Below are 22327 nucleotides of genomic sequence, written 5' to 3'. Positions count from 1 at the left end.
AAATGATCAATAGGAGGAAAAAGATGGATCAGAAAGAAGCATATTTGATCCGGCAGGAGAAGCCGGAAGATTATAAAGAGACGGAGAATCTGACAAGGGAGGCTTTCTGGAATGTATACCGCCCGGGATGTACGGAACATTATATCCTGCACTGCTTCCGGGATCAGGAGGACTTTGTGCCGGAACTTGACCTTGTCCTGGAAAAAGAGGGAAGAATCATCGGGCATATCATGTATGTGCGCTCGAAGATACAGGCGGATGACGGACGGGAGATACCGGTCATGACATTTGGCCCTATAAGCATTGCGCCGGATCAGCAGCGCAAAGGATATGGAAAGCTGCTGCTGGACGCTTCCATGGAGAAAGCGAAAGCAATGGGAGTAAAAGCGCTGTGCATTGAGGGCAATATTGCATTCTACGGCAAATCCGGCTTTGTTTTGGCAGGTTCCAGAGGAATCAGCGAAAACCCGGAGGATCGTGAAACGATCTCCCCGTATTTTCTCCTGAAAGAACTGGAGCCGGATGCGTTAAAAGGCGTTACCGGGGTCTACTGTACACCGGAAGGATATTTTGTGGACGAGGATGAAGCGGAGGCGTTCGATGCCCTGTTTCCTCCGAAAGAGAAGAAAAAGCTTCCGGGCCAGCTTGTCTAGAGACCCGGAGCAGGCCCTGTGGACTCCCTGACCATCAGACGGGTGTGGATCAGGATCGTGCCAATGGAAACCTGGTTCATGAGGCTGTCCAGGGCATAGTACCCGCATTTTCCGATCTCAGTTCGCTCCTGACGAACCGTCGTCATCGGAGGGGAAGTGTAGGCGCAGATCGGAAGATCGTCAAATCCGATAATACTGATATCTTTTGGAACATGGCGGCCCATCTGCTGGCACTGTACCATGGCTGAGTTGGCCAGGGTATCGTGGCTGCAGATGATGGCCGTCATTCCCATGTCAAGAAGACGGGGCAGATGCTTTTCCAGACACTGTGTGATGTAATAGGAAGCGCCAACATAGTCGGAATCTGCCCGCAGTCCGTTTTGCCTCATGGCGTGAAAGAATGCTTTGTGACGCACCTGCATGATGTGAGAGCCCAGGGCGCTGCTCAGGTAACCGATCTTTTTGTGTCCCAGATGTTTTAAATGGGAGACAGCCAGCTCCATACCCTCGTTATTGTCTGCTCCGATGTAAGCTACAGTCGGATTTGCCTTGATATAATTGTCATAAAGAACAAGGGGTGTCTTGCTGGTCCGAAACTCATTCATCCATGTATCGTGCAGTGTGAATCCGAGGGCAAAGGCGCCAACATAGTCGTGCTGCAGCATAAAGACATCGTAGGAAATGCTGCGTTCCAGCTTTTCATCCACAGGGATGATGTCCACGACATATCCAGCCGGTTCGGCCATCTGCCGAAACCCGATGACAATGTCGTATCCAAAATGATGCGGCTGCGTATACTCCAGATTTTCCACAAAGATGCAGAGTTTTTTTGCACTGTTCTTGTATCTTCTTTGTCTTGTATACCCCATCTCAACAGCTGTTTCCAATATGCTTTTTCGCAAAGTTTCGCTGATGTCCTCGGCTCCGTTCAGGGCTTTGGAAACGGTACCCTTAGTAACGCCCAGTTTATCAGCAATATCCTGTATTGTAGCCATATTTTTACCTCTTTTGAAACGAAATAGAATGATTAAAAACTATATTTTATTATATAAGAAACAAAAGAAAATAGCAACGGTTTTTCGTCTTATAATCGATTTGTTTCGTAAAGATCATAAAAACCAAAAGCCAGAGTGTTTGTGCAAAAAGTACAAAAAAGTATAAAAACAACTGGTAAAAACAGAGAAATGCAATATATACAAAGCGATCCCCTCTTGACGCTTCGTATAAAAAGAGATATAGTAAACATACAACGAAACAATACGAAACAAAAAAATGCGAGAAAGGAGACTTTATGAAAAAGAGAGGGTTGGCAATGATGCTTGCATTTGTGCTTGCAGCGACAGGTCTTGTCGGATGCGGAAACGGGACTGACGGTGCGTCCGGCGGAAAAGAAAAGATTCGTCTGATGGTCTGGTCTCCGTCAGAAGACCAGTCAAAAGACAGCGGCGAATGGCTGCAGACCATGTGCGAGAATTTCGCTGATGAGCATCCGGAATGGGACATTACCTTTGTATACGGTGTTGCAGATGAAGCATCAGCGGCAGGACAGGTAGCACAGGATGCAGAGGCAAGTGCAGACGTATTTATGTATGCAAATGACACGATCACGACGATGACAGATGCAAATGCACTTGCAAAATTTGGAGGAAAATACAGAGAAGAGATCGAAAGTACGAACAGCGAAGAAGTGCTTGCGTCTCTGACGAAAGACGGAGAGCTTTACGGAGTCCCGTTTACGACGAATACATGGTTTATGTATTATGACAAGAGTGTATTCAGCGAGGAAGATATCAAGAACCTGGATACCATGCTTGAAAAAGGAGTTGTCTCTTTCCCGATGACAAACTCCTGGTATCTCCCGGCATTTTACATTGGCAACGGATGTACACTGTTTGGGGATGGAACCGATGAGTCAAAAGGTGTAGATTTCAGCGGCGAGAAAGCAGTGGAAGTGACGAATTACCTGATTGACCTAGAACAAAATCCGAATTTCCGTATTGATGCGGACGGATCCGGTATCGCAGGTCTTCGTGATGGAAGCATTTCAGCAATATTCTCTGGTTCCTGGGATGCCAATGCAGTAAAAGAAGCACTTGGGGACAACATGGGAGTGGCTGCTCTTCCAACTTTCACTTTAAATGGAGAAGAAAAACAGATGATGGCTTACGCCGGTTCAAAGGCGATCGGAGTGAATCCGAACTGTGACGATATGGCTGCTGCGGTAGAACTTGCAGTGTATCTCGGATCAGCAGAAGCACAACGGGCGCATTACGAATTGAGAACGGTAATTCCATGCAATACGGAACTCATGGCCGAACAGGAGATTGCAGCGGATCCGCTTGTTATGGCACAGAATAATACATTCAACTATACATCAATTCTTCAGCCGTTTGTTTCCAAGATGAACAACTGCTGGACTCCGGTGGAAAATATGGGTAAAGGTATCCGAAACGGCAGCGTAACCCACGATAATGCGGCTGAGCAGACGGAATCAATGAATGAAGCGATGAACAGTGACGGAATCTAAAGAGGTGAGAGAAGGATGGGAATAAGAAAAAAACATGTCAATAATTTCCCGACACCGTATACCTGCACGGCGGCGATCAGGGAGGGCGGCATGGAGACGAAACTCTCCATGGTGCTGATGGGATTTGGAAATATTATACATAAACAGAAGATCAAAGGTCTGCTCTATCTGGCGATAGAAGTGGCATATATTGTGTTTATGATCGTGAACGGAATCCAGTTCCTTTCGATGCTTGGGTCACTTGGAACGGTAGAACAAAAAGAGATCTGGGATGAAGCAAATCAGATTTATGTCTATACAAAAGGAGATCAGTCCATTTTGATCCTCCTCTATGGCGTGGCAACAGTACTTCTTACCATACTAATGATCTGTGCATGGAGAGGCGCATTGAAGAGTGCCTACAAGGCAGAATGCCTTGACAAGCAGGGAAAACACGTCAACAATTTTGTGGAAGATCTGAAATCTCTTTTACATGAGAACCTGCACAGGCTTTTGATGACACCACCGATGATCTTTATCGGTGCTCTGACGATCCTGCCGCTGATCTTTATGATCTGTATGGCATTTACGAACTACAGTAAGATCGACAACCATCTGATGCTGTTTGACTGGGTGGGACTTGAAAACTTCAAGGCTCTGTTCGATTCCAGCAGTATCCTGGGAAGTACGTTCTGGTCTGTACTTGGATGGACACTTGTATGGGCGTTTTTTGCAACGTTCAGTAACTATATTTTCGGTATGATTCTTTCTATTGTAATCAACCGGAAAGATACAAAAGCAAAGGGATTCTGGAGATTCTGTTTCGTACTCTCCTGTGCAGTCCCGATGTTCGTTTCTCTTCTGATCATGAGAACGATGCTTCAGCCGGAAGGTGCGGTCAATGTCCTTCTTCGTAACCTGGGACTGATTGCGCCGGATGCGAGTCTTCCGTTCTTTACAGACCCGACATGGGCAAGAGTAACTGTCATTGTGATCAATATCTGGGTCGGTGTACCATATACACTGCTTCAGCTGACCGGAGTCCTTCAGAATATTCCTGGAGAACTTTACGAGGCAGCCAGAGTGGACGGTGCCAATGCAGTGCAGATCTTCTTTAAGATCACACTCCCTTACATGCTGTATGTGACGACACCATACCTGATCACGACGTTTACCGGAAACGTCAACAACTTTAATGTCATCTACCTGTTGTCAGGAGGAGATCCGGTTACAAATCTCGAATCCACGGCAGGAAGCACCGACTTGCTTGTAACCTGGCTGTACAAACTGACAGTAGATAAACAGTACTACAATATCGGTGCGGTTATCGGTATTCTGACATTTATTATTCTGGCGATTGCGGCTCTTCTTACTTACCGCAACAGTAAATCATACAAAGAAGAAGGGGGATTCTAGATCATGGCTGCGAAAACAAAAGTACGCTCAGCTAAAAAGAGACGTTTTATCAATAATACGATCGTTCATGTCGTACTTGCCATACTGGCGTTTATCTGGGTATTCCCGATCATCTGGGTAATACTGACAAGCTTCCGGGCAGAAAAAGGATCCTATGTTTCCACCTTCTTCCCTCAAAGCTTCACACTTGACAACTATGTGAAACTGTTTACGGACACATCGATCCTGAACTTTCCGCAGATGTTCATGAATACACTGTTCATAGCGGTATGTGCCTGTATCTTATCTACATTTTATGTTCTGGCAGTATCCTACTGTCTGTCCAGACTGAAATTTAAACTGCGGAAACCATATATGAACATGGCGATGATCCTCGGCCTGTTCCCTGGATTCATGTCCATGATCGCAGTATATTTCATCCTGAAAGCAATCGGCCTTACAGAGGGGAACCTCATCAAAGTGGCGCTGATCTTGTGTTACTCAGGAGGAGCGGGATTAAGCTTCCAGATCGCAAAGGGATTCTTTGATACGGTTCCGATCGCGGTGGATGAGGCGGCGCTTCTGGATGGATGTACGAGATGGCAGATTTTCACAAAGATTACGCTGCCGCTCAGTAAACCGATCGTTATTTATACCGTGCTGACATCCTTCATGGCACCATGGCTGGATTTCATTTTTGCAAAGGTAATCTGCCGTGCCAATTCAGACCAGTATACGGTTGCGATTGGACTTTGGAATATGCTTCAGAAAGAATATATTGACAGCTGGTACACAAGCTTTGCGGCAGGAGCGGTGTTGATCTCAATTCCGATTGCCATCCTCTTCCTGTTCATGCAGAGGTATTATGTGGACGGTATGTCAGGTGCGGTAAAAGGCTAAGAGAAGACAGAGACTGAATGAGGAAAGGCAAAATGAGGAAGACAGCAAAAGAGTGGAAAGAGATTTATTCAGACGAAAATTTTGACAGGACTTTTACATATGAGAAACCGGATCTGGGGGCTATTTGCACAGAGGAGGGAACAAGTTTCCTCCTCTGGAGCCCTTTTGCAAAGAGAGTCCGGCTTTTCTTATATCATGACGGAGAAAAAGGAAGTGCGTTCCGGTCGGAAGAGATGAGCCGGGAAGAGAAGGGTGTTTGGGCATACCGGACAAAAGAAGAGCTCCACGGCGTGTACTATGACTTCGAGATCCTGATGGAAGGGGAGACAGTCCGGACTGCGGATCCGTATGCGCGGGCATGCGGGGTCAATGGGATACGCAGTATGGCGGTCAATCTAAAGCGGACAGATCCGGAAGGGTGGGAGCAGGATGCTGCCCCGAAAAAAGCGGAGGAGGACGTCATCTATGAGATCCACATCGGAGAATTTTCCTGGGACGAATCCGGCGGATTTCCGGAAGAATACAGAGGAAAGTACAAGGCCTTCACATGCAGCCATACAACCCTCTATCAGGATGGTATCCATCCTACCGGCCTCGATTACCTGAAGGATCTTGGCGTAACATATGTCCAACTCATGCCGGCGTACGATTACGGTTCCGTGGATGAGACAAAAGAAGATGGAGAATTTAACTGGGGATATGATCCGGTCAATTACAATGTGCCGGAAGGTTCTTATGCCACAGATGCAAAGAACGGGGAAGTAAGAATACGGGAATTCAAAGAGATGGTCCAGGCCCTTCACAAAAACGGCTTCCGCGTGATCATGGACGTTGTCTACAATCACACCTACTCTCTTGATACATGGTTTCAGCGGACTGTTCCGTGGTACTACTACCGTGTACACGAAAACGGCGAGACAGCAAATGGATCTGCATGTGGGAACGACGTGGCCAGCGAGCGCTCCATGTGTTCCAGATACATTCTGGATTCTGTGCTCTACTGGGCGAAAGAATACCACATCGATGGTTTCCGTTTTGATCTGATGGGGCTTCTGGATGTGGAGCTGATGAACAGCATCCGGAAAACGCTGGATGAGAAATACGGAACAGGGGAAAAGCTTTTGTTTGGCGAGCCGTGGGCAGCAGATGATTCTCCTATGGAAAAAGGAGCTACTCCGGCCTTGAAAAAGAACATTGGACTTTTTGATGTCAATGTCGGCATGTTCTGCGACGATACGAGAGATGCAGTAAAGGGACATGTGTTTAAAGGGACGATACCTGGGTTCGTAAACGGAGGAAAAGGACTGGAAGAAAATATATTGAGAAGTGTATCTGCATGGTGCGGGGAAGGTTCCCCGGTAAAGGCTCCGTCCCAGATCATCTCTTATGTGTCCGCACATGACAACTGGACACTGTGGGATAAGCTCTCCATCACAACTCCGGACCAGGAGAAACGGATGAAAGAAAACCGGCTGGCGGCTGCTATCTATATGACCTGCCAGGGCAGAGTGTTCCTTCTGTCAGGGGAAGAATTTGCCCGGACAAAGGAGGGACAGGAAAATACTTACAATGCTCCTATAGAGATCAACCGTCTGGATTGGAAACGGGCATATGAATACCGGAGTCTGAGGGAATATTATAAAGGGCTTGTGGGATTGAGAAAAAAACTGCCGGGGCTTTGTGATAAGTCGGAGAATGCGTTTACAAGGATACGGAAAACCTGGAATAAAGACGGAGTCGTAAGCTTTCTTGTGGATAACCAAGACACGGAGCATCCTTCCAGGTGGAAAACGCTTTATATCCTTTACAACAGCAGCGAAAAAGAAGTAAGCGCAGACCTCCCGGAAGGAACATGGGAGATCCTGGCCGATGGAGAAAGCAGCAGCGGCTGGACAGAGCCAAAGACAGCAGAGGGAAGCGTCAAGGCAAAACCGATTACTGCACTTATATTAGGCCAAAAGGGAGTATAGACAGAAAAGAGGGACGATGGATGAAATGGTTATACGGAAAACAGGATTTTAAAACATTGGAGCGGGGACAGGAAAACTGCTATCTTTTGACAAACGGACTCGGCGGTTTTTCTTCTCTTACAATGACCGGTTCGGCATCCAGAAATGACCACGCGTTTTTGATGGCCTGCAAAAAGGCGCCGAACCACAGATACAACCTTGTACACCGTCTGAAAGAAGAACTTTGCATCGGGGACAGGACAGTGACGCTGTCCTCCCAGGAATTTGCAGATGGAACGAAGGAAGAAGGATTTCGCTTTTTGTCTTCCTTCTCCTTTGAGGACAGCCCTGTCTGGGAGTTTCTCGTGAAGGGAATCACAATTAGAAAAGAGATTGGGATGGCGCAGGGAGAAAACACCACGGCGGTCCGCTATGAGATTGCCAACCACAGCCGCAAGGATGCAGTGTTTTCAGTCACTCCGTTTCTTAAGTTTACGCCGAAGGGGAAGGAACCGGAAAAGGGACAGGGGTTTGTCTGTGAGGGGAAAGGTGTCCGCTCTCTTGGACAATGTCTTTTCTTTGAGACGAATGGAAAACGGGAAAACCAGGAAAAAGAAGAACAGTATTTTTACAGTTATGACGCCTGCGACGGCAGGACTGAGACAGGACGGTCCTTCTCGGTCTTTCGGATCCGGATCGACATTCCGGCAGGGAAAACGGCCGTGCTGGATATGACATGCTCGGATCTGGAAGAGAGAAGCGATGCAGGGAAGATCATAGATGAGATGAAAGCATACCGGAGAAAACTGGAGGAAAAGTCGGGATTTCGCTCCCCGGCTGCCCGGATGCTGGCAAAAAGCGCGGATCAGTTTATATCCAGGAGAGAATCCACGGACGGAAAGACGATCCTTGCCGGATTTCCTTTTTTTGAGGATTGGGGAAGAGATACGATGATCGCCCTTCCGGGAGTATGTATTTCCACCGGACAGTACGACGCTGCAAAAGAGATATTGCGGACATTTGCCGTACATGAAAAAGACGGTCTGATGCCGAATCTTTTCCCGGAAGGCGGTACGGAACCGATGTACAATACAGTGGATGCGGCGCTTTTATTCATCAACTGTGTGTACCTGTATTATAAGGCGGCGAAAGATACCGATTTTGTGCGGGAAGTGTGGCCGGTCATGGAAAGGATCGTGGAGAAATACCGCGAGGGCACACACTACGGCATCCGCATGGATGAAGACGGACTCATCCTGGCAGGGGAAGACCTCTGGCAGGTCACATGGATGGACGTGCGGGTGGGAGAGATCCTTCCGACGCCTCGGCACGGGAAACCGGTGGAGATCAATGCATACTGGTACAATGCCCTCTGCATTATGGAATTATTTGCATCTATGATTGGAAAAGATTATACTGAATACAGGAAACTGGCAAAGAAGGCGAAGGACTCTTTCCGGAAGAAGTTCTGGATGGATGACCGGAAGTGCCTGAAAGATCTTATATCCGGAACCAAGGCGGATACGCAGGTGCGGTGCAATCAGATCTGGGCAGTTTCCATGCCGTTTACCATGCTGGAACCGGAGCGGGAAAAGCAGATCGTAGAGACGGTATTTGAGACACTTTACACACCGTACGGGCTTCGCACACTGGAGGAAGCCGACGAAGAATTCCATCCGTTCTACGGGGGCAGGATGGAAGAACGGGACATGGCGTACCATCAGGGAACAGTCTGGACGTTCCCTCTTGGAGCGTGGTATCTCGCTTATCTGAAAGTACATGGATACTCCATGGAGTCGAAAGAAGAAGTGAAAGAGATGCTGGAGACGATAGAAAGCGCCATGAGAGAAGGATGTATCGGGCAGCTTCCGGAGATATATGACGGAGAAAACCCGGTGTCTTCCAAAGGATGTTTCGCACAGGCATGGAGTGTGGGAGAGATCCTGAGAGTATACGAAGCAATTGAAAAGTAAGAAAGATATTCGTCTGAAAGGAGAGACATATGGAACAGTTATTAAAACAGACACTGCAGGAAAAATACGGAAAAGGAATCAAAGAAGCTTCCAATGAAGAAATCTATACAGCGCTTTTGTGCATCACAAAAGAGAAAATGCAGGGAATGAAACGAAACGAAGGGGAGAAAAAGCTCTACTATATCTCCGCTGAATTTCTGATCGGAAAACTCTTATCCAACAATCTGATCAACCTTGGACTTTTTGATGAGACGAAAGACGTGCTGGAAAAATACGGACATGACATCACAGCCATCGAGGAGACAGAACCGGAACCATCTCTCGGAAACGGCGGACTTGGACGTCTGGCCGCATGTTTCCTGGATTCCATCGCGACCCTTGGACTTCCGGGGGACGGCGTGGGACTCAATTATCATGATGGTCTGTTCCGCCAGACATTTGTGGATAATAAACAGCGGGAAGAGAAGAATCCGTGGATCACGGACAAGAGCTGGTTAACACGCACAGAACGTCATTTTGAAGTGCCGTTTAAAGATTTTACACTGACATCTACCATGTACGACATCGATGTGCCGGGATACGAAAGCGGATGCAACAAACTGCATCTCTTTGACTTGGATACAGTAGATGAGAGCATTATTCACGACGGCATCCAGTTTGACAAAAACGACATCAAAAAGAACCTCACACTCTTCCTCTATCCGGATGACAGTGATGAGAACGGGCGCCTTCTGAGAATCTATCAGCAGTATTTCATGGTCAGCAACGCAGCGCAGCTGATCCTTGCTGAGGCGGAAGAAAAAGGATACAACTTATATGAACTTTACAATCACGTATCTATCCAGATCAACGATACTCATCCGACGATGGTTATCCCGGAACTGATCCGTCTTCTTGTGGCAAGAGGATTCAACATGGATACAGCGGTAGACGTGGTGAGAAAGACATGTGCGTACACAAACCATACGATCCTTGCGGAAGCGCTGGAAAAATGGCCGGTTTCCTACCTGGAAAAAGTGGTTCCGCATCTGATGCCGATCATCCGCGACCTGGATGCACGTGTAAGAAGGGACTTCCACGATGAAAAAGTCTATATCATCGACAAAGAAGACCGGGTTCACATGGCGCATATTGATATCCATTTTGGATATGCGGTAAACGGTGTGGCTGCGCTTCACACGGAGATCTTAAAAGAATCCGAACTGAAGCCGTTCTACGACATTTACCCGGAAAAATTCAACAACAAAACAAACGGCATTACGTTCCGCAGATGGCTCGTACACTGCAATCATGAGCTTTCCGATTATCTCACAGAGCTCATCGGACCAGAATTCCAGCACGATGCGGCAAACCTTGAGAAACTCCTGGCATACAAAGATGACGAGGAAGTGCTGAAAAAACTCAGAAGCATCAAGAAAAATGCAAAGATCAGCCTGAAAGAATACCTGAAACTGACGCAGGATATTGATATTGATGAGAACTCCATTTTTGATATCCAGATCAAACGTCTCCACGAATACAAGAGACAGCAGATGAACGCTCTGTATGCCATCTACAAATACAAAGAAATTAAAAAAGGAAATCTGCCGAAACGTCCGATCACAATGATCTTCGGGGCAAAAGCAGCTCCGGCGTACACGATCGCAAAAGATATCATCCACCTGATTCTCTGCCTCCAGAAACTTGTGGACAGTGATCCGGAAGTAAGCAAGTATTTAAAGATCGTGATGGTGGAAAACTATAATGTCACAAAGGCTGAGAAACTTATCCCGGCATGCGATATTTCCGAACAGATCTCCCTTGCATCCAAGGAAGCGTCCGGAACCGGAAATATGAAATTCATGCTGAACGGCGCTGTGACACTTGGAACGGAAGACGGGGCAAACGTTGAGATCCACGAGCTTGTAGGCGATGACAATATCTATATATTCGGTGCAAAATCTGAGGATGTCATCAAGCTTTATGACACAGCAGGATACTGCTCCAGAAAGATCTATGAGGAAGATGCACTTGTGGAAGAACTGGTGGATTTCATCATCAGCAAAGAGCTCATTATGATCGGAGATCCAGTCAACTTAGGACGGCTTTACAAAGAGATCGTCGGAAAAGACTGGTTCATGACACTTCTGGATGTCAAAGAATATATCAAGACAAAAGAACAGATGCTGGAAGATTACGAAGATGAAACGGCCTGGGCTAAGAAATCCCTTGTCAATATCGCAAAGGCAGGATTCTTCTCATCAGACCGTACGATCGCGGAATACAACAGAGACATCTGGCATTTATAAAAAAAGACAGGCAGGATAACAGATATGAGAGAATCAGGAATATTGATGCCGGTATCTTCCCTCCCGTCCCGGACGGGGGTGGGGGATCTTGGCTTTTATGCATATGAATTCATCCGGCAGCTTCAAGACAACGGAGTAAAGATCTGGCAGATTCTACCGATGAATCCGGTAGGGTATGGAAACTCCCCGTATCAGCCGTACTCCTCCTGCGCAGGGGACGAACTTTTCATCAGTCTCGAGTCTCTTTACGAGAAAGGACTCCTAAAAGAAATGCCTCCTGCTTTCCGGGAGATGGAGACGAAAGTGGACTACGACCAGGTTCGGGCATTCAAGGAACCGTATCTTAGAGAGGCGTTTGCTGCGTTTGAAGAGACCGAAGACTACAAAGCGTTTGCAGCTCAGGAGTGGGTGTATGAATACGCTGTTTTTCGGGCCCTTAAGAAAGCCAACGGAAATGTCTGCTGGAATGAGTGGAGACAGGAAGACAAAGACTGGCCGGACAAACGGACACCGCTGTCTGAGGAAAATAAAATCGAAGCGGACTACCATATGTTCCTTCAGTATATCTTTTTCATCCAGTGGATGGAGGTAAAAAATGCAGCCAACGACGCAGGTATCCGGATCATGGGAGATGTCCCGTTCTATGTGGGCATCGATTCGGTGGATGTGTGGGGAGGGAAAGACAACTTCCTTCTGGATACAGACGGGCGTCCGATCTTCATCGCCGGTGTGCCTCCGGATTATTTCAGCGCCACAGGGCAAAGATGGGGCAATCCGATCTATGATTGGGACTATATGAAAGAAAACGGTTATCAGTTCTGGGTGGACCGTATCGGCTACAGCCAGAAACTGTTTGACATTATCCGGATCGATCATTTCCGGGCGTTTGATACATTCTGGAAGATTCCAGCTTCCTGTCCGACAGCCATCGAGGGAGAATGGATCGAGGCACCGGGGTACGAAGTGATCGACACGCTGAAAGCAAAGATTCCGGGTCTTGATCTGGTGGCGGAAGATTTAGGGGAGCTGCGTCCGGAAGTGCTCCTTCTGAAAAATCACTACCACCTGAAAGGGATGAAAATCCTTGTGTTCAGCATTGAGACAAAAGGAAAATACGCTTACGACAGTTTCGGCGATGCAGAAAATATGATCATCTATACAGGGACACACGACAACGATACGCTGATGCAGTGGTATGAAAGCTTAAGCAAAGCGGCCAGACGGAAAGTAAGGAGATTCCTCACAAGACAGGGAATCAAACAGGGATCCGTAAAGGATCGTCTGCTTACATATACATGGAAAAGCAGAGCAGAATACGCTATTATTCCGATGGCGGACATCCTCGGACTTGGTGCGGAAGGACACATCAATACACCGGGCACCGTCGGTTCTCCGAACTGGGAGTGGAGGATGCCGGATATGGAAGAGGCAGCAAAGCAGCTTCGGCGTTACAGGAAAGCGATGACAGAAAGGGCATAGGAAAAGATGGATTTTACCGGAGTGTATCATAAGACGACAGAGCAGATGAGCTATGCGCTCAACGAGGACGAACTCATCGTGAATCTGAAAACCGGATATGATGTAAAAAAGGTCTTTCTGTACTACGGGGATCCCTTTGAAGCAGGGATCCTCGGAGGAAAGGAAAAGTGGACCGGGACGAAGGAAGAAATCGTCTATAAAAAATACCTGCAGCATCAGATCTGGTGGACGACGACCCTCGTTCCAAAGTATAAAAGATGCAAATATTATTTTGAACTTCACACCGAGGATGAGGTCTGGTACTATTTTGAGGACGGATTTCTCACAAAAGAACAGATGGAGATGGACGGACGGATGCTTCAGTGCTTTACCGTCCCGTGGATGAATCCGGCGGATGTAAACCGGACTCCAGGGTGGGTCAATGAGACGGTCTGGTATCAGATTTTTCCGGACCGGTTTGCCAACGGTACGCCAGAAGAAAACAGTGGGGATATCCTTCCGTGGAGGAATGAAGGTTCCGTTACAAATGAAGAAAAGTTCGGAGGCAATCTGAGAGGGATACGGATGAAGATTCCGTATCTGAGAGAGCTTGGGATCACAGGTATCTATCTAAATCCCATCATGGAAGCGGAATCCAATCACAAGTACGATACGACAGATTACACGAAAATCGATCCGGCATTCGGAGATGAGAAGGAATTCGAAAGTCTTGTGAAAGAAGCCCATGAAAACGGTATCCGCGTCATGGTGGACGCCGTCTTCAACCACTGCGGCAGAAAGTTTGCACCGTGGATGGATGTGCTGAAAAATGGAAAAAACTCCCGGTATGCAGGGTGGTTTATGGTCAATGACTGGTCCCAGATCGGGAAGAAGGCCAGCACACGGGACGGCAGATTTTATTCCTTTGCATTTGCCGACGGTATGCCAAAACTCAATACAAACGAACCAGAAGTGATCGACTATTTCTGTACTGTTGTGGAAGGATGGATCCGGGATTACGACATCGATGGGATCCGTTTTGACGTAGGAAACGAGATTTCCCACCGGTTTTTGAAGATCGTCCGGGAACATGTAAAAGCCATCAAACCGGATATCTACCTGCTTGGGGAAATATGGCATGACGCAAGTCAGTGGCTTTTGGGGGATGAGTATGATTCGGTTATGAATTATCCGCTCATGAGCGGCATTCACGACTTTTTTATCGATAAGACTATGGGGAAACGGGATTTTGCCTACATGATCAACCGCTGTTATACGATGTACATGCAGCAGTGCAACAACGTCCTGTTCAATCTCCTGGATTCCCACGACACAGAACGCCTCATGAACCGGTTCCATGATCTGGATCTTTTTTACCAGCAGCTTGCCGTATTGTTTACGATGCCGGGAAGCCCTTGCATCTATTACGGGACAGAAATTGCCATGGAAGGCGGTCACGACCCGGACTGCAGGAGATGTATGCCGTGGGATCTTCTGGATGAAGAAGAAAACCAGGAAAAGATCCGGGAGATGAAAAAGCTGATCGCCCTCAGAAAAGAGGAACCGATGACAAGAAGCCCGCATTTCCACTTTCCGGAGACATACGATGAGCCGCGTCTCGTAGAGTATGTGAAACTGGACGGATATGGACATTCCATCGAAGTACTGTTGAACTGTTCGGATGCCGATGTGTCAGTAAAGGAAGAAGGAGAAATCCTCTTTGCGCGGAGGTATCAAGATGGAGTCCTTGAGAAAAACGGGACACTGATCCGCAGGAAATAGACGAAAAAGGAAAGGAATGCACAGGTATCGATTATGAATATGAGAGAACGAAGAGATGCAGGAATGGCATATGTGTCGGACGGATCCGTACTGGAAGAACAGGCTGTATGCCGCAGACTCTTGCAGAAACTGAACTTTATGGACCGTTCGGATTTCGATGGGCTTTCTGAAGTGATAAAGGAACTCCTTGGAAAATCCGAAGGGGCATGGATCAATCCGCCGTTTTACTGCGACTACGGATCCCACATCGAAGTGGGGAAAAATTTCTTCGCAAATTACAACTGTACGATACTGGATGTGGCGAAAGTAAGGATCGGGGATAACTGTCAGCTTGCCCCAAACGTGGCCATCTATACGGCAGGGCATCCGATTTATCCGGACACACGGAACTCCGCTTACGAATATGGAAAAGAAGTTGTCATTGGAGATAATGTCTGGATCGGCGGCAACACAGTAGTCTGTCCGGGAGTGCGGATCGGAGACAATGTCGTGATCGGCGCGGGGAGCGTTGTGACAAAAGATATACCAGACTGGTCAGTGGCAGCTGGAAATCCGTGTAAAGTCATCCGAAAGATCACGGAGGAGGATAAAAGGAAGCTGTTCCGGGATGAAGAAATCGACGATGAAGCCTGGAAAGCGATCCAAGAAAAAATGAATATATAGAAAGATCAAAGAGTACGGTTCATGTTATATGGGGTGTACTCTTTTGTCACATGGAGGAAAAAATGGAGAAGATGGCAGATAAGATCAAAGACAATCCAATAGTAAGAGAGCTTGCAGGTGCCGGGGAGCTTGCGTGGATCAATCCTGGGAAACTTTCCTGGGAAGAGGAAAAAGAGGTGTTTGAAATCAGACCGGAAGAGATTGATGACGCCCAGGAGAGGCTGCAAAGATTTGCACCTCTGATCCTTCGGTACTTTCCGGAGACAAAAGAAAGAAACGGCGTGATCGAGTCCCCTCTGGAAGAGATCCGGAACATGCAATCGGCGATGGAGGAGAAGCTGCACATCTCCATACCGGGAAGACTCCTTTTAAAAGAAGACAGTCATCTTGCCATTGCGGGATCTGTGAAGGCAAGGGGAGGAATTTACGAGGTGCTGAAATACGCGGAAGATCTTGCAAAGAAGCACAGTCTTTTGAAAGAAGGAGACAGCTATGCTGTGCTGGGAGACAAAGAAAAGCGTGCGGTATTTCAAAATTACACGATCCAGGTTGGCTCTACAGGAAACCTGGGGCTTAGTATCGGCATCATCAGCGCGGTACTCGGCTTTCGCGTGATCGTCCATATGTCCGCGGACGCCAAAGAGTGGAAGAAAGAACTTCTGAGAAAATTCGGTGTGGAAGTGAAAGAATATGAACAGGATTACGGGGAAGCGGTAAAATGCGGAAGGGCTCTCTCAGATCAGGATCCAAACAGTTATTTTGTGGATGATGAGAATTCCAGGACTTTGTTTCTCGGTTATGCGACAGCGGGGAAACGGCTGAAGGCGCAGCTCGATGAGAAGAAGATCACGGTGGATGAGGAGCATCCTTTGTTCGTCTTTATTCCGTGCGGAGTTGGAGGAGCGCCGGGTGGCATCACAGCCGGGCTCAAGTGGGTGTTCGGCGATGCGGTTCACTGCTTCTTTGCGGAGCCGGTCCAGGCGCCTTGTATGCTTCTTGGCATGGCTTCGGGGCTCCACAATGAGATCGCAGTTCAGGACATCGGTCTTACAGGAAAGACCGATGCCGACGGTCTGGCGGTGGGACGTCCTTCCGTATTTGCGGGGAAGATCATGGAGACTGTTTTAAGCGGCGAAGTGACGGTGGAGGACAGATCTCTTCTGAAATACATGAAGCTTCTCATGGATACGGAAGAGATCTTCCTTGAACCAAGCGCCTGTGCGGGATTCGAAGGGGTAAAAGCTCTGTCGGAAAACGAGGTATTTCAGACTTATATAAAGGAAAACGGGCTGGAGCCGGTCATGAAAGATGCAGCGCAGATTGTCTGGGCGACCGGGGGCAGTCTTGTTCCGCAAGAAATGCGAGATCAATATCTCAAGGAAGCAGAGCTTGCAAGCCTGACGATACCGGGATTCACAGAAGGAGGAAACTGGTACAAAGGAAATCTCCACAGCCACACGGTCAATTCTGACGGCTGTCTCACACCTGAGGAGTCGGTAAAGCTTTTCCGTGAACACGGATATCATTTTCTATGTTTTTCCGAACATGATCTTTACACAGATTACCGGGAAGAATTTGACTGTGAGGACTTTATCATCCTGCCGGGGCTCGAAGCATCCGCGGTTCTCTATGAGTCAGAAGACGCAAAGCTCAGGCAGAAAGTACACCATATCCATGGAATCCTGGGCACGAAAGAAATGCAGGAACATGCAAAGAAAAAGCCGTATCAACATATGGAGAAACATCCGGTGGCCAAGTACTACGGCACATGGGACGGAGCCGATGCGGCACAGAAGCTGGCAGATGAGATGACATCCAGAGGGATGATCGCAACGTATAATCATCCAATTTGGTCCAGAGTGCGGGATGAGGAATTCATCCATACAACAGGACTTTGGGCTCTGGAAATTTACAATTACGGTACAGTCAACGAAAGCGCGACAGGGTATGATGAGACATACTGGGACGTGATGCTGAGGGAAGGAAAGAGGATTTTTGCATTTGCGTCCGATGACAATCACAATGACGGCATCGTGGAAGATGCCTGCGGCGGATATATTGTCGTGAAAGCGGACATACTTTCCCATGAAGAGATCATAAAAAATATGATGGCTGGAAATTACTATTCTTCATCAGGACCAGAGATCTATGACTGGGGTATCCGGGACGGAAGGGCATATGTCACATCCAGCCCGGTGTACCGTATCGATTTCATCGTCGGAAACTGTATCAATGACGGGGGATCTATCGTCTGCAGCTCCGTGGATGAAACGATACAAAGCGGCGAGTATACCCTCAAAGGACATGAGAAATATGTGAGAGTAAAATGTACAGACCGGTACGGAAAGACAGCGTGGAGCAATCCGATTTTTCTCTGATACTGATTTATAAATAACCACCGTCAAACCCGACTACCTGCCCGGTCATATATTCCGGAGCGTGGGCGGTATCCCAGATCATGCGGGCCGCTTCCACGGCTGTGGCAAACCGGCCGGCAGGGATGTCGTAGGCGAGAGACTCGCGTTCTTCCGGACTTAGGCAGGCGTTCATCTCCGTGTCGATCACACCGAAGGCGATGGCGTTGACTTGGATATTGCTTGGGGCCAGCTCTTTTGCCAGCGCCCTTGTAAGACCCTGGACGCCGGATTTTGTGGCGGAGTAGGCTGCTTCGCAGGAGGCTCCGCTTTGACCCCACATAGAAGAGACGTTCACGATCCGCCCTTTTTTTCGTGATACCATATAGGGAATGCTCTCCCGGCAGCAGTAGAACACGGAAGAGAGGTTTGTGTTTACAATACGCATCCATTCGGTGTCGCTCATATCGCTTAGAAGGCCGATGTGGGAGATGCCGGCATTGTTGATGAGGACGTCAAGTCCACCGTCCGTATAGTCTGAAGTACGAATGAAATCAAAGATTTTCCGGACATCGCCTGGGTCTCCCACATCTCCCGGGCAGAGCTCGCAGGATCCGCCTGGAAAGGAAGAAATCTTGGAGGCCACATCCGAAAGGGCTTTCTGATGACTTCGGCAGTTTAAAAAGACATGATATCCGCGAGATGCAAAGAGGAGGGCGCATGCCCGGCCGATTCCTCTGGAAGATCCGGTTATGAGAACACAAGGTTTCTGTTTATTCATTTTCATCTTCTCCTTTTTTAAACGATGATACCATACAAACGTTGTGAAGAAAAGAAAGAAGTGTTACAATAAAGTCAGAAATCAGGAGCTTTGGACGGATGATTTCAGAAAGGATTCGGGGAAAATGATAGATCAGGCGTTGGAATTTGCCACAAAGGCACACGAAGGGCAGCTTCGCAAAGGGACGAAAAGGCCGTATATTGTCCATCCTATCGAAGTGGGGGACATCGTAGCGACGATGACGACAGATGAGGAGATCATCAGCGCAGCTATTCTGCACGACACCATCGAGGATTGCAAAGGAGTGACACAGGAGCTTTTGGCCAGCCTTTTTACAGAGCGCGTGGCCTCCCTTGTAGCTCAGGAGAGTGAAGATAAATCGAAATCATGGGAAGAAAGAAAAGGAGCTACCATCGAACGGCTCCGGACAGCACCGTATGAAGTACAGATGATAGGGCTTGCGGACAAGCTGTCCAATATGCGCGATATTAACCGCGACTATCCAAAGGTGGGAGAAGAATTCTGGAACCGTTTCCGCATGAAAGATAAAGAGCGGATCGGCTGGTACTATAAAGGGATAAGAGATGTCTTGAAAGAACGGTTTTCCGGGATTGAGGCATATGAGGAATACTGCAGACTTGTAAACAAGATTTTTTAAACGATTTTGGAGGTACAGACTTGGGAGCAAATTATGATGTGATCATTATCGGTGCGGGGCCTTCCGGAATTTTCTGCGCGTATGAACTGATGAAAAGAGATCCGGGGAAACGGGTGCTGATGCTGGAAAAAGGGCGCTCCATAGAAAAAAGGAGCTGCCCGAAGCGGACAACCAAAGTGTGTATGGGGTGTAAGCCATGTTCCATCACGACGGGATTTGCAGGTGCAGGAGCGTTTTCAGATGGGAAACTTTCCCTGTCGCCGGAAGTGGGCGGAACCCTTCCGGATATCCTTGGATATGAAGCCGCGTCAGAACTCATAGGCGAAGCGGATCAGATTTACCTTTCTTTCGGGGCGGACAAAAAAGTATACGGGATCGAGGATATGGCGGCTATCGAGGAAATCAGAGCCAAATCTATTCGCGCAGATTTGAAGCTCATCGAATGTCCGATACGGCATCTCGGAACGGAGGAAGGGTATAAAATCTACACGAGACTTCAGGAACATCTCCTTGAGTCTGGGGTGGAGATCCGATTTATGACGATGGTAGAAGACATCCTGGTAGAGGACGGTGCCGTGAAAGGCGTTGTCACAGACAAACAGGAAACATTTTTTGCGCCGGAAGTTGTGGCGGGCGTAGGACGGGAAGGATCAGAATGGTTCTCCCATATCTGCAGGAAGCACGGGATCGGAACCCAGAACGGAACAGTAGATGTGGGCGTGAGAGTGGAAGTGCGGGATGAAGTCATGAAGGAGCTCAATGAGAAGCTCTACGAGGCAAAGCTTGTATACTATACACCTACATTTGACGATAAAGTCCGTGTATTTTGTACGAACCCTTCCGGGGAAGTGGCGACGGAATACTACGAGGGAGGTCTCGCCGTCGTAAACGGACATGCATATAAGTCCAAAGATAAAAAAACCCATAATACGAATTTTGCGCTTCTTGTATCGAAAAACTTTACAGAACCGTTCAAGAGTCCGATCGAATACGGAAAGCACATTGCCCAGCTCGGCAATATGCTCTGCGATGGAAAGATTCTCGTACAAAGATACGGGGATTTCCGGAGGGGAAGAAGAACGACAGGGGAGAGACTCATGCGCAGCAATATTATCCCGACTCTGAAAGATGCGGTTCCGGGAGATCTCTCCTTAGTATTCCCACACCGGATCATGGTAGATATCGACGAGATGATCCGTGCTCTTGACAAAGTGACGCCGGGGATTGCAAGCGATGAAACGCTGCTGTACGGCGTGGAAGTGAAATTCTATTCCAATAAAGTTGTGGTAGACAAAGAGTTTGAGACGAATATACGAGGGCTGCGCGCCATGGGAGACGGAGCTGCCATCACAAGAGGGCTCCAACAGGCATCGGCAAACGGGCTTTATGTGGCCAGATGTATTCTGGGAAAAGAAAAGGAACATTGAGAAAAACAGGCAGTTATCCTGCCTGTTTTTTCCATCTGATCTGATAAACCAGTACGAGGACGATACCTTTAAAAATACTGGAGATTGTGATACTCCACCAGATCCCGTTGAGACCCAGAGGAGTCGAGATAAGCGCAAAGGCAAGAGGGATCCGCGCACAATTCAGCGTGATGCTCACGATGGACGGCGGGAGTGTCTTTCCAAGACCGGCGAAAGCTCCGGCGGTCGTGATCTCCATGCACATGAAAAGCTGGGACACGCCAAGGATCCGCAGATAGTCTACTCCCATCGGGAGGATATCTGCCTCCGGGATAAAGATCCGGAAGATCGGTTCCGGGAAGACGATCAGCACAAACGTGCAGAAGGCTCCCCACAAAAGGACGACCACCATGGATTTCTGATAGCCTTTTCTTGCGCGGGACAAATTGCCGGCGCCAAAATTCTGGGCGATGAAGGAATTGACCGCAGCGGCAAATCCGTCGGAAGTCATCCAGGAGATGGACTCAATCTGGGATCCGACTTTTTGAACAGCCACAGCGGCATCTCCGAATCCCGCAACCATCCGGGCGATGATCATGGAGATCGCAGTAAAGAGCATGTTCTGCAGGGACGAAGGAAGACCGATGCGGATGATTTCCTGAATTGCCGAAAGAGACGGGCGAGTCAGGAGATGGAGGCGGAGAAAGATCTCCGGCTCATTTTTAACCGCAAGGATGAACATGCATGTGACTACTGCCTGGGCAAATACAGTGGCGATGGCCGCTCCCAGTACGCCGAGATGCGGGAACGGACCGACGCCAAAGATCAAAACAGGGTCCAGTACGATGTTGATGATCAGGCCGGTGGCTGTCGCAAGGAGGGACGTCCTGCTGTTCCCCATGGCCGTAAGAATCCCGGTCAACACCTGGTTGAGGAAAGAAAAGACGACAAGTCCGCATGTCACGGCCAGATAAACCTGGGCATCTTTTATGACGGCAGGGGAGTTCAGACGGAAAAATCCGATAAGTGGAACCTGGAATACAATGCTTAAAAATCCATATAAAAGCCCGAAAAACAGTGCAAGCTGGATTGCATTGCGGGCGTAAGAGACAGCTTTTTCATCTTCCCTGGCTCCGAGGGCGTGCCCGACCTTGACTTGACCTCCCATCTTGGCGAGGGAGGCGATGCCGTTTGCAAACCACATGTACATTCCTGCAGCTCCTACCGAGGCGACTGCATCACTGCTGATCCGCCCGATCCATATCATATCGGTTAGATTGTATGCCATCTGGACAAGGGATGTAGCCATGATGGGAAGAGCCAGTTTCGTAAGGGACGAAAAAACAGGCCCGTTTAAAAGATCTATTTTCTGACGCATAAAAAACTCCTACTTTGTGTGTGATACACGAAAAAAATGTTTTTCGCAGAGATATTTTACCACATATGGCGCAAAAATCCCATCACAAAATCCAGTCTCAAAAATCAGGGAGGCTGGTTGATTTTCGCGTCGATTTTTGTTACTATTCAGCCATACATGTAAGTAATTGAGAGGAGAACCAAG

At 48.1% G+C, this 22327-nt stretch carries 16 protein-coding genes; 13 read left to right on the top strand and 3 right to left on the bottom strand.

Annotated elements, in window-relative coordinates:
* Positions 1-23 precede the first annotated feature (23 nt).
* Positions 24-653, top strand: a complete 630-nt coding sequence (locus tag FLB61_RS11280; RefSeq protein WP_221920213.1) for a GNAT family N-acetyltransferase — start codon at positions 24-26, stop codon at positions 651-653.
* On the opposite strand, the gene FLB61_RS11275 is transcribed toward FLB61_RS11280, so the two are convergent.
* Positions 650-1648 carry a LacI family DNA-binding transcriptional regulator gene (locus tag FLB61_RS11275; RefSeq protein WP_221920212.1) on the bottom strand — a complete coding sequence of 333 codons (999 nt, stop codon included), beginning with the start codon at positions 1646-1648 and terminating at the stop codon, positions 650-652. The two genes, FLB61_RS11280 and FLB61_RS11275, sit on opposite strands and share 4 nt — an antisense overlap.
* 296 nt (positions 1649-1944) lie before the next feature.
* Between FLB61_RS11275 and FLB61_RS11270 the strand changes: the two genes are divergently transcribed.
* The 10 genes from FLB61_RS11270 to FLB61_RS13295 all read left to right on the top strand — a co-directional run bounded on the left by FLB61_RS11270 (position 1945) and on the right by FLB61_RS13295 (position 17945).
* Positions 1945-3180: an extracellular solute-binding protein gene (locus FLB61_RS11270; RefSeq protein ID WP_221920210.1), complete on the top strand. Its 1236-nt coding sequence runs from the start codon at positions 1945-1947 to the stop codon at positions 3178-3180.
* Positions 3181-3195: 15 nt separating this feature from the next.
* Positions 3196-4575, top strand: a complete 1380-nt coding sequence (locus FLB61_RS11265) for a carbohydrate ABC transporter permease (RefSeq protein WP_221920209.1) — start codon at positions 3196-3198, stop codon at positions 4573-4575.
* A 3-nt stretch (positions 4576-4578) separates the two neighbouring features.
* Complete coding sequence (locus tag FLB61_RS11260) at positions 4579-5454, top strand: sugar ABC transporter permease (protein ID WP_221920208.1); 876 nt, start codon at positions 4579-4581, stop codon at positions 5452-5454.
* Positions 5455-5486: 32 nt separating this feature from the next.
* Positions 5487-7424 (top strand): type I pullulanase, encoded by a 1938-nt coding sequence (pulA, locus tag FLB61_RS11255; protein ID WP_246599219.1) that lies wholly within the window; start codon positions 5487-5489, stop codon positions 7422-7424.
* A gap of 20 nt (positions 7425-7444) precedes the next feature.
* Entirely contained in the window at positions 7445-9376 is a 1932-nt protein-coding gene (locus FLB61_RS11250) for an amylo-alpha-1,6-glucosidase (RefSeq protein ID WP_221920206.1), read from the top strand.
* Between the two features lie 29 nt (positions 9377-9405).
* Entirely contained in the window at positions 9406-11664 is a 2259-nt protein-coding gene (locus tag FLB61_RS11245; RefSeq protein ID WP_221920205.1) for a glycogen/starch/alpha-glucan phosphorylase, read from the top strand.
* 24 nt (positions 11665-11688) lie between these two features.
* The gene (malQ, locus tag FLB61_RS11240) at positions 11689-13143 is read left to right on the top strand and encodes a 4-alpha-glucanotransferase (RefSeq protein ID WP_221920204.1); all 1455 of its coding nucleotides are present in this window, start codon (positions 11689-11691) and stop codon (positions 13141-13143) included.
* A 6-nt stretch (positions 13144-13149) separates the two neighbouring features.
* Positions 13150-14904 carry a glycoside hydrolase family 13 protein gene (locus tag FLB61_RS11235; protein ID WP_221920203.1) on the top strand — a complete coding sequence of 585 codons (1755 nt, stop codon included), beginning with the start codon at positions 13150-13152 and terminating at the stop codon, positions 14902-14904.
* Between the two features lie 33 nt (positions 14905-14937).
* Positions 14938-15567: a sugar O-acetyltransferase gene (locus tag FLB61_RS11230; RefSeq protein ID WP_221920202.1), complete on the top strand. Its 630-nt coding sequence runs from the start codon at positions 14938-14940 to the stop codon at positions 15565-15567.
* A gap of 62 nt (positions 15568-15629) precedes the next feature.
* A complete protein-coding gene (locus tag FLB61_RS13295) occupies positions 15630-17945 on the top strand; it encodes a D-serine ammonia-lyase (RefSeq protein WP_330625603.1) in 2316 nt (771 codons plus the stop codon).
* Positions 17946-17952: 7 nt separating this feature from the next.
* Here FLB61_RS13295 and FLB61_RS11215 read toward each other — a convergent pair whose 3' ends face one another.
* On the bottom strand, positions 17953-18708 hold the full coding sequence (locus FLB61_RS11215; protein WP_405121535.1) for an SDR family NAD(P)-dependent oxidoreductase: 756 nt from the start codon (positions 18706-18708) through the stop codon (positions 17953-17955).
* Positions 18709-18826: 118 nt separating this feature from the next.
* Here FLB61_RS11215 and FLB61_RS11210 point away from each other — a divergent pair, with 118 nt between their 5' ends.
* Together FLB61_RS11210 and FLB61_RS11205 are read left to right on the top strand one after the other, a co-directional pair.
* A complete protein-coding gene (locus FLB61_RS11210; RefSeq protein WP_087211092.1) occupies positions 18827-19360 on the top strand; it encodes an HD domain-containing protein in 534 nt (177 codons plus the stop codon).
* 20 nt (positions 19361-19380) lie between these two features.
* A complete protein-coding gene (locus tag FLB61_RS11205) occupies positions 19381-20787 on the top strand; it encodes an NAD(P)/FAD-dependent oxidoreductase (protein ID WP_221920200.1) in 1407 nt (468 codons plus the stop codon).
* 13 nt (positions 20788-20800) lie between these two features.
* On the opposite strand, the gene FLB61_RS11200 is transcribed toward FLB61_RS11205, so the two are convergent.
* Positions 20801-22144 carry an MATE family efflux transporter gene (locus tag FLB61_RS11200; protein WP_221920198.1) on the bottom strand — a complete coding sequence of 448 codons (1344 nt, stop codon included), beginning with the start codon at positions 22142-22144 and terminating at the stop codon, positions 20801-20803.
* Positions 22145-22327: the final 183 nt, after the last annotated feature.

Source organism: Sellimonas caecigallum (genome assembly GCF_019754295.1).
Taxonomy (GTDB): domain Bacteria; phylum Bacillota; class Clostridia; order Lachnospirales; family Lachnospiraceae; genus Sellimonas; species Sellimonas caecigallum.
The sequence above is the reverse complement of the archived record's forward strand: the minus strand, read 5'-3'. Positions and strand labels throughout refer to the sequence as shown.

Excerpts from the sequence above, each read along its gene's own strand:
- FLB61_RS11280 (WP_221920213.1), top strand. The coding sequence starts at position 24 with ATGGATCAGAAAGAAGCATATTTGATCCGGCAGGAGAAGCCGGAAGAT.
- FLB61_RS11275 (WP_221920212.1), bottom strand. The coding sequence starts at position 1,648 with ATGGCTACAATACAGGATATTGCTGATAAACTGGGCGTTACTAAGGGT.
- FLB61_RS11270 (WP_221920210.1), top strand. The coding sequence starts at position 1,945 with ATGAAAAAGAGAGGGTTGGCAATGATGCTTGCATTTGTGCTTGCAGCG.
- FLB61_RS11265 (WP_221920209.1), top strand. The coding sequence starts at position 3,196 with ATGGGAATAAGAAAAAAACATGTCAATAATTTCCCGACACCGTATACC.
- FLB61_RS11260 (WP_221920208.1), top strand. The coding sequence starts at position 4,579 with ATGGCTGCGAAAACAAAAGTACGCTCAGCTAAAAAGAGACGTTTTATC.
- pulA (WP_246599219.1), top strand. The coding sequence starts at position 5,487 with ATGAGGAAGACAGCAAAAGAGTGGAAAGAGATTTATTCAGACGAAAAT.
- FLB61_RS11250 (WP_221920206.1), top strand. The coding sequence starts at position 7,445 with ATGAAATGGTTATACGGAAAACAGGATTTTAAAACATTGGAGCGGGGA.
- FLB61_RS11245 (WP_221920205.1), top strand. The coding sequence starts at position 9,406 with ATGGAACAGTTATTAAAACAGACACTGCAGGAAAAATACGGAAAAGGA.
- malQ (WP_221920204.1), top strand. The coding sequence starts at position 11,689 with ATGAGAGAATCAGGAATATTGATGCCGGTATCTTCCCTCCCGTCCCGG.
- FLB61_RS11235 (WP_221920203.1), top strand. The coding sequence starts at position 13,150 with ATGGATTTTACCGGAGTGTATCATAAGACGACAGAGCAGATGAGCTAT.
- FLB61_RS11230 (WP_221920202.1), top strand. The coding sequence starts at position 14,938 with ATGAATATGAGAGAACGAAGAGATGCAGGAATGGCATATGTGTCGGAC.
- FLB61_RS13295 (WP_330625603.1), top strand. The coding sequence starts at position 15,630 with ATGGAGAAGATGGCAGATAAGATCAAAGACAATCCAATAGTAAGAGAG.
- FLB61_RS11215 (WP_405121535.1), bottom strand. The coding sequence starts at position 18,708 with ATGAAAATGAATAAACAGAAACCTTGTGTTCTCATAACCGGATCTTCC.
- FLB61_RS11210 (WP_087211092.1), top strand. The coding sequence starts at position 18,827 with ATGATAGATCAGGCGTTGGAATTTGCCACAAAGGCACACGAAGGGCAG.
- FLB61_RS11200 (WP_221920198.1), bottom strand. The coding sequence starts at position 22,144 with ATGCGTCAGAAAATAGATCTTTTAAACGGGCCTGTTTTTTCGTCCCTT.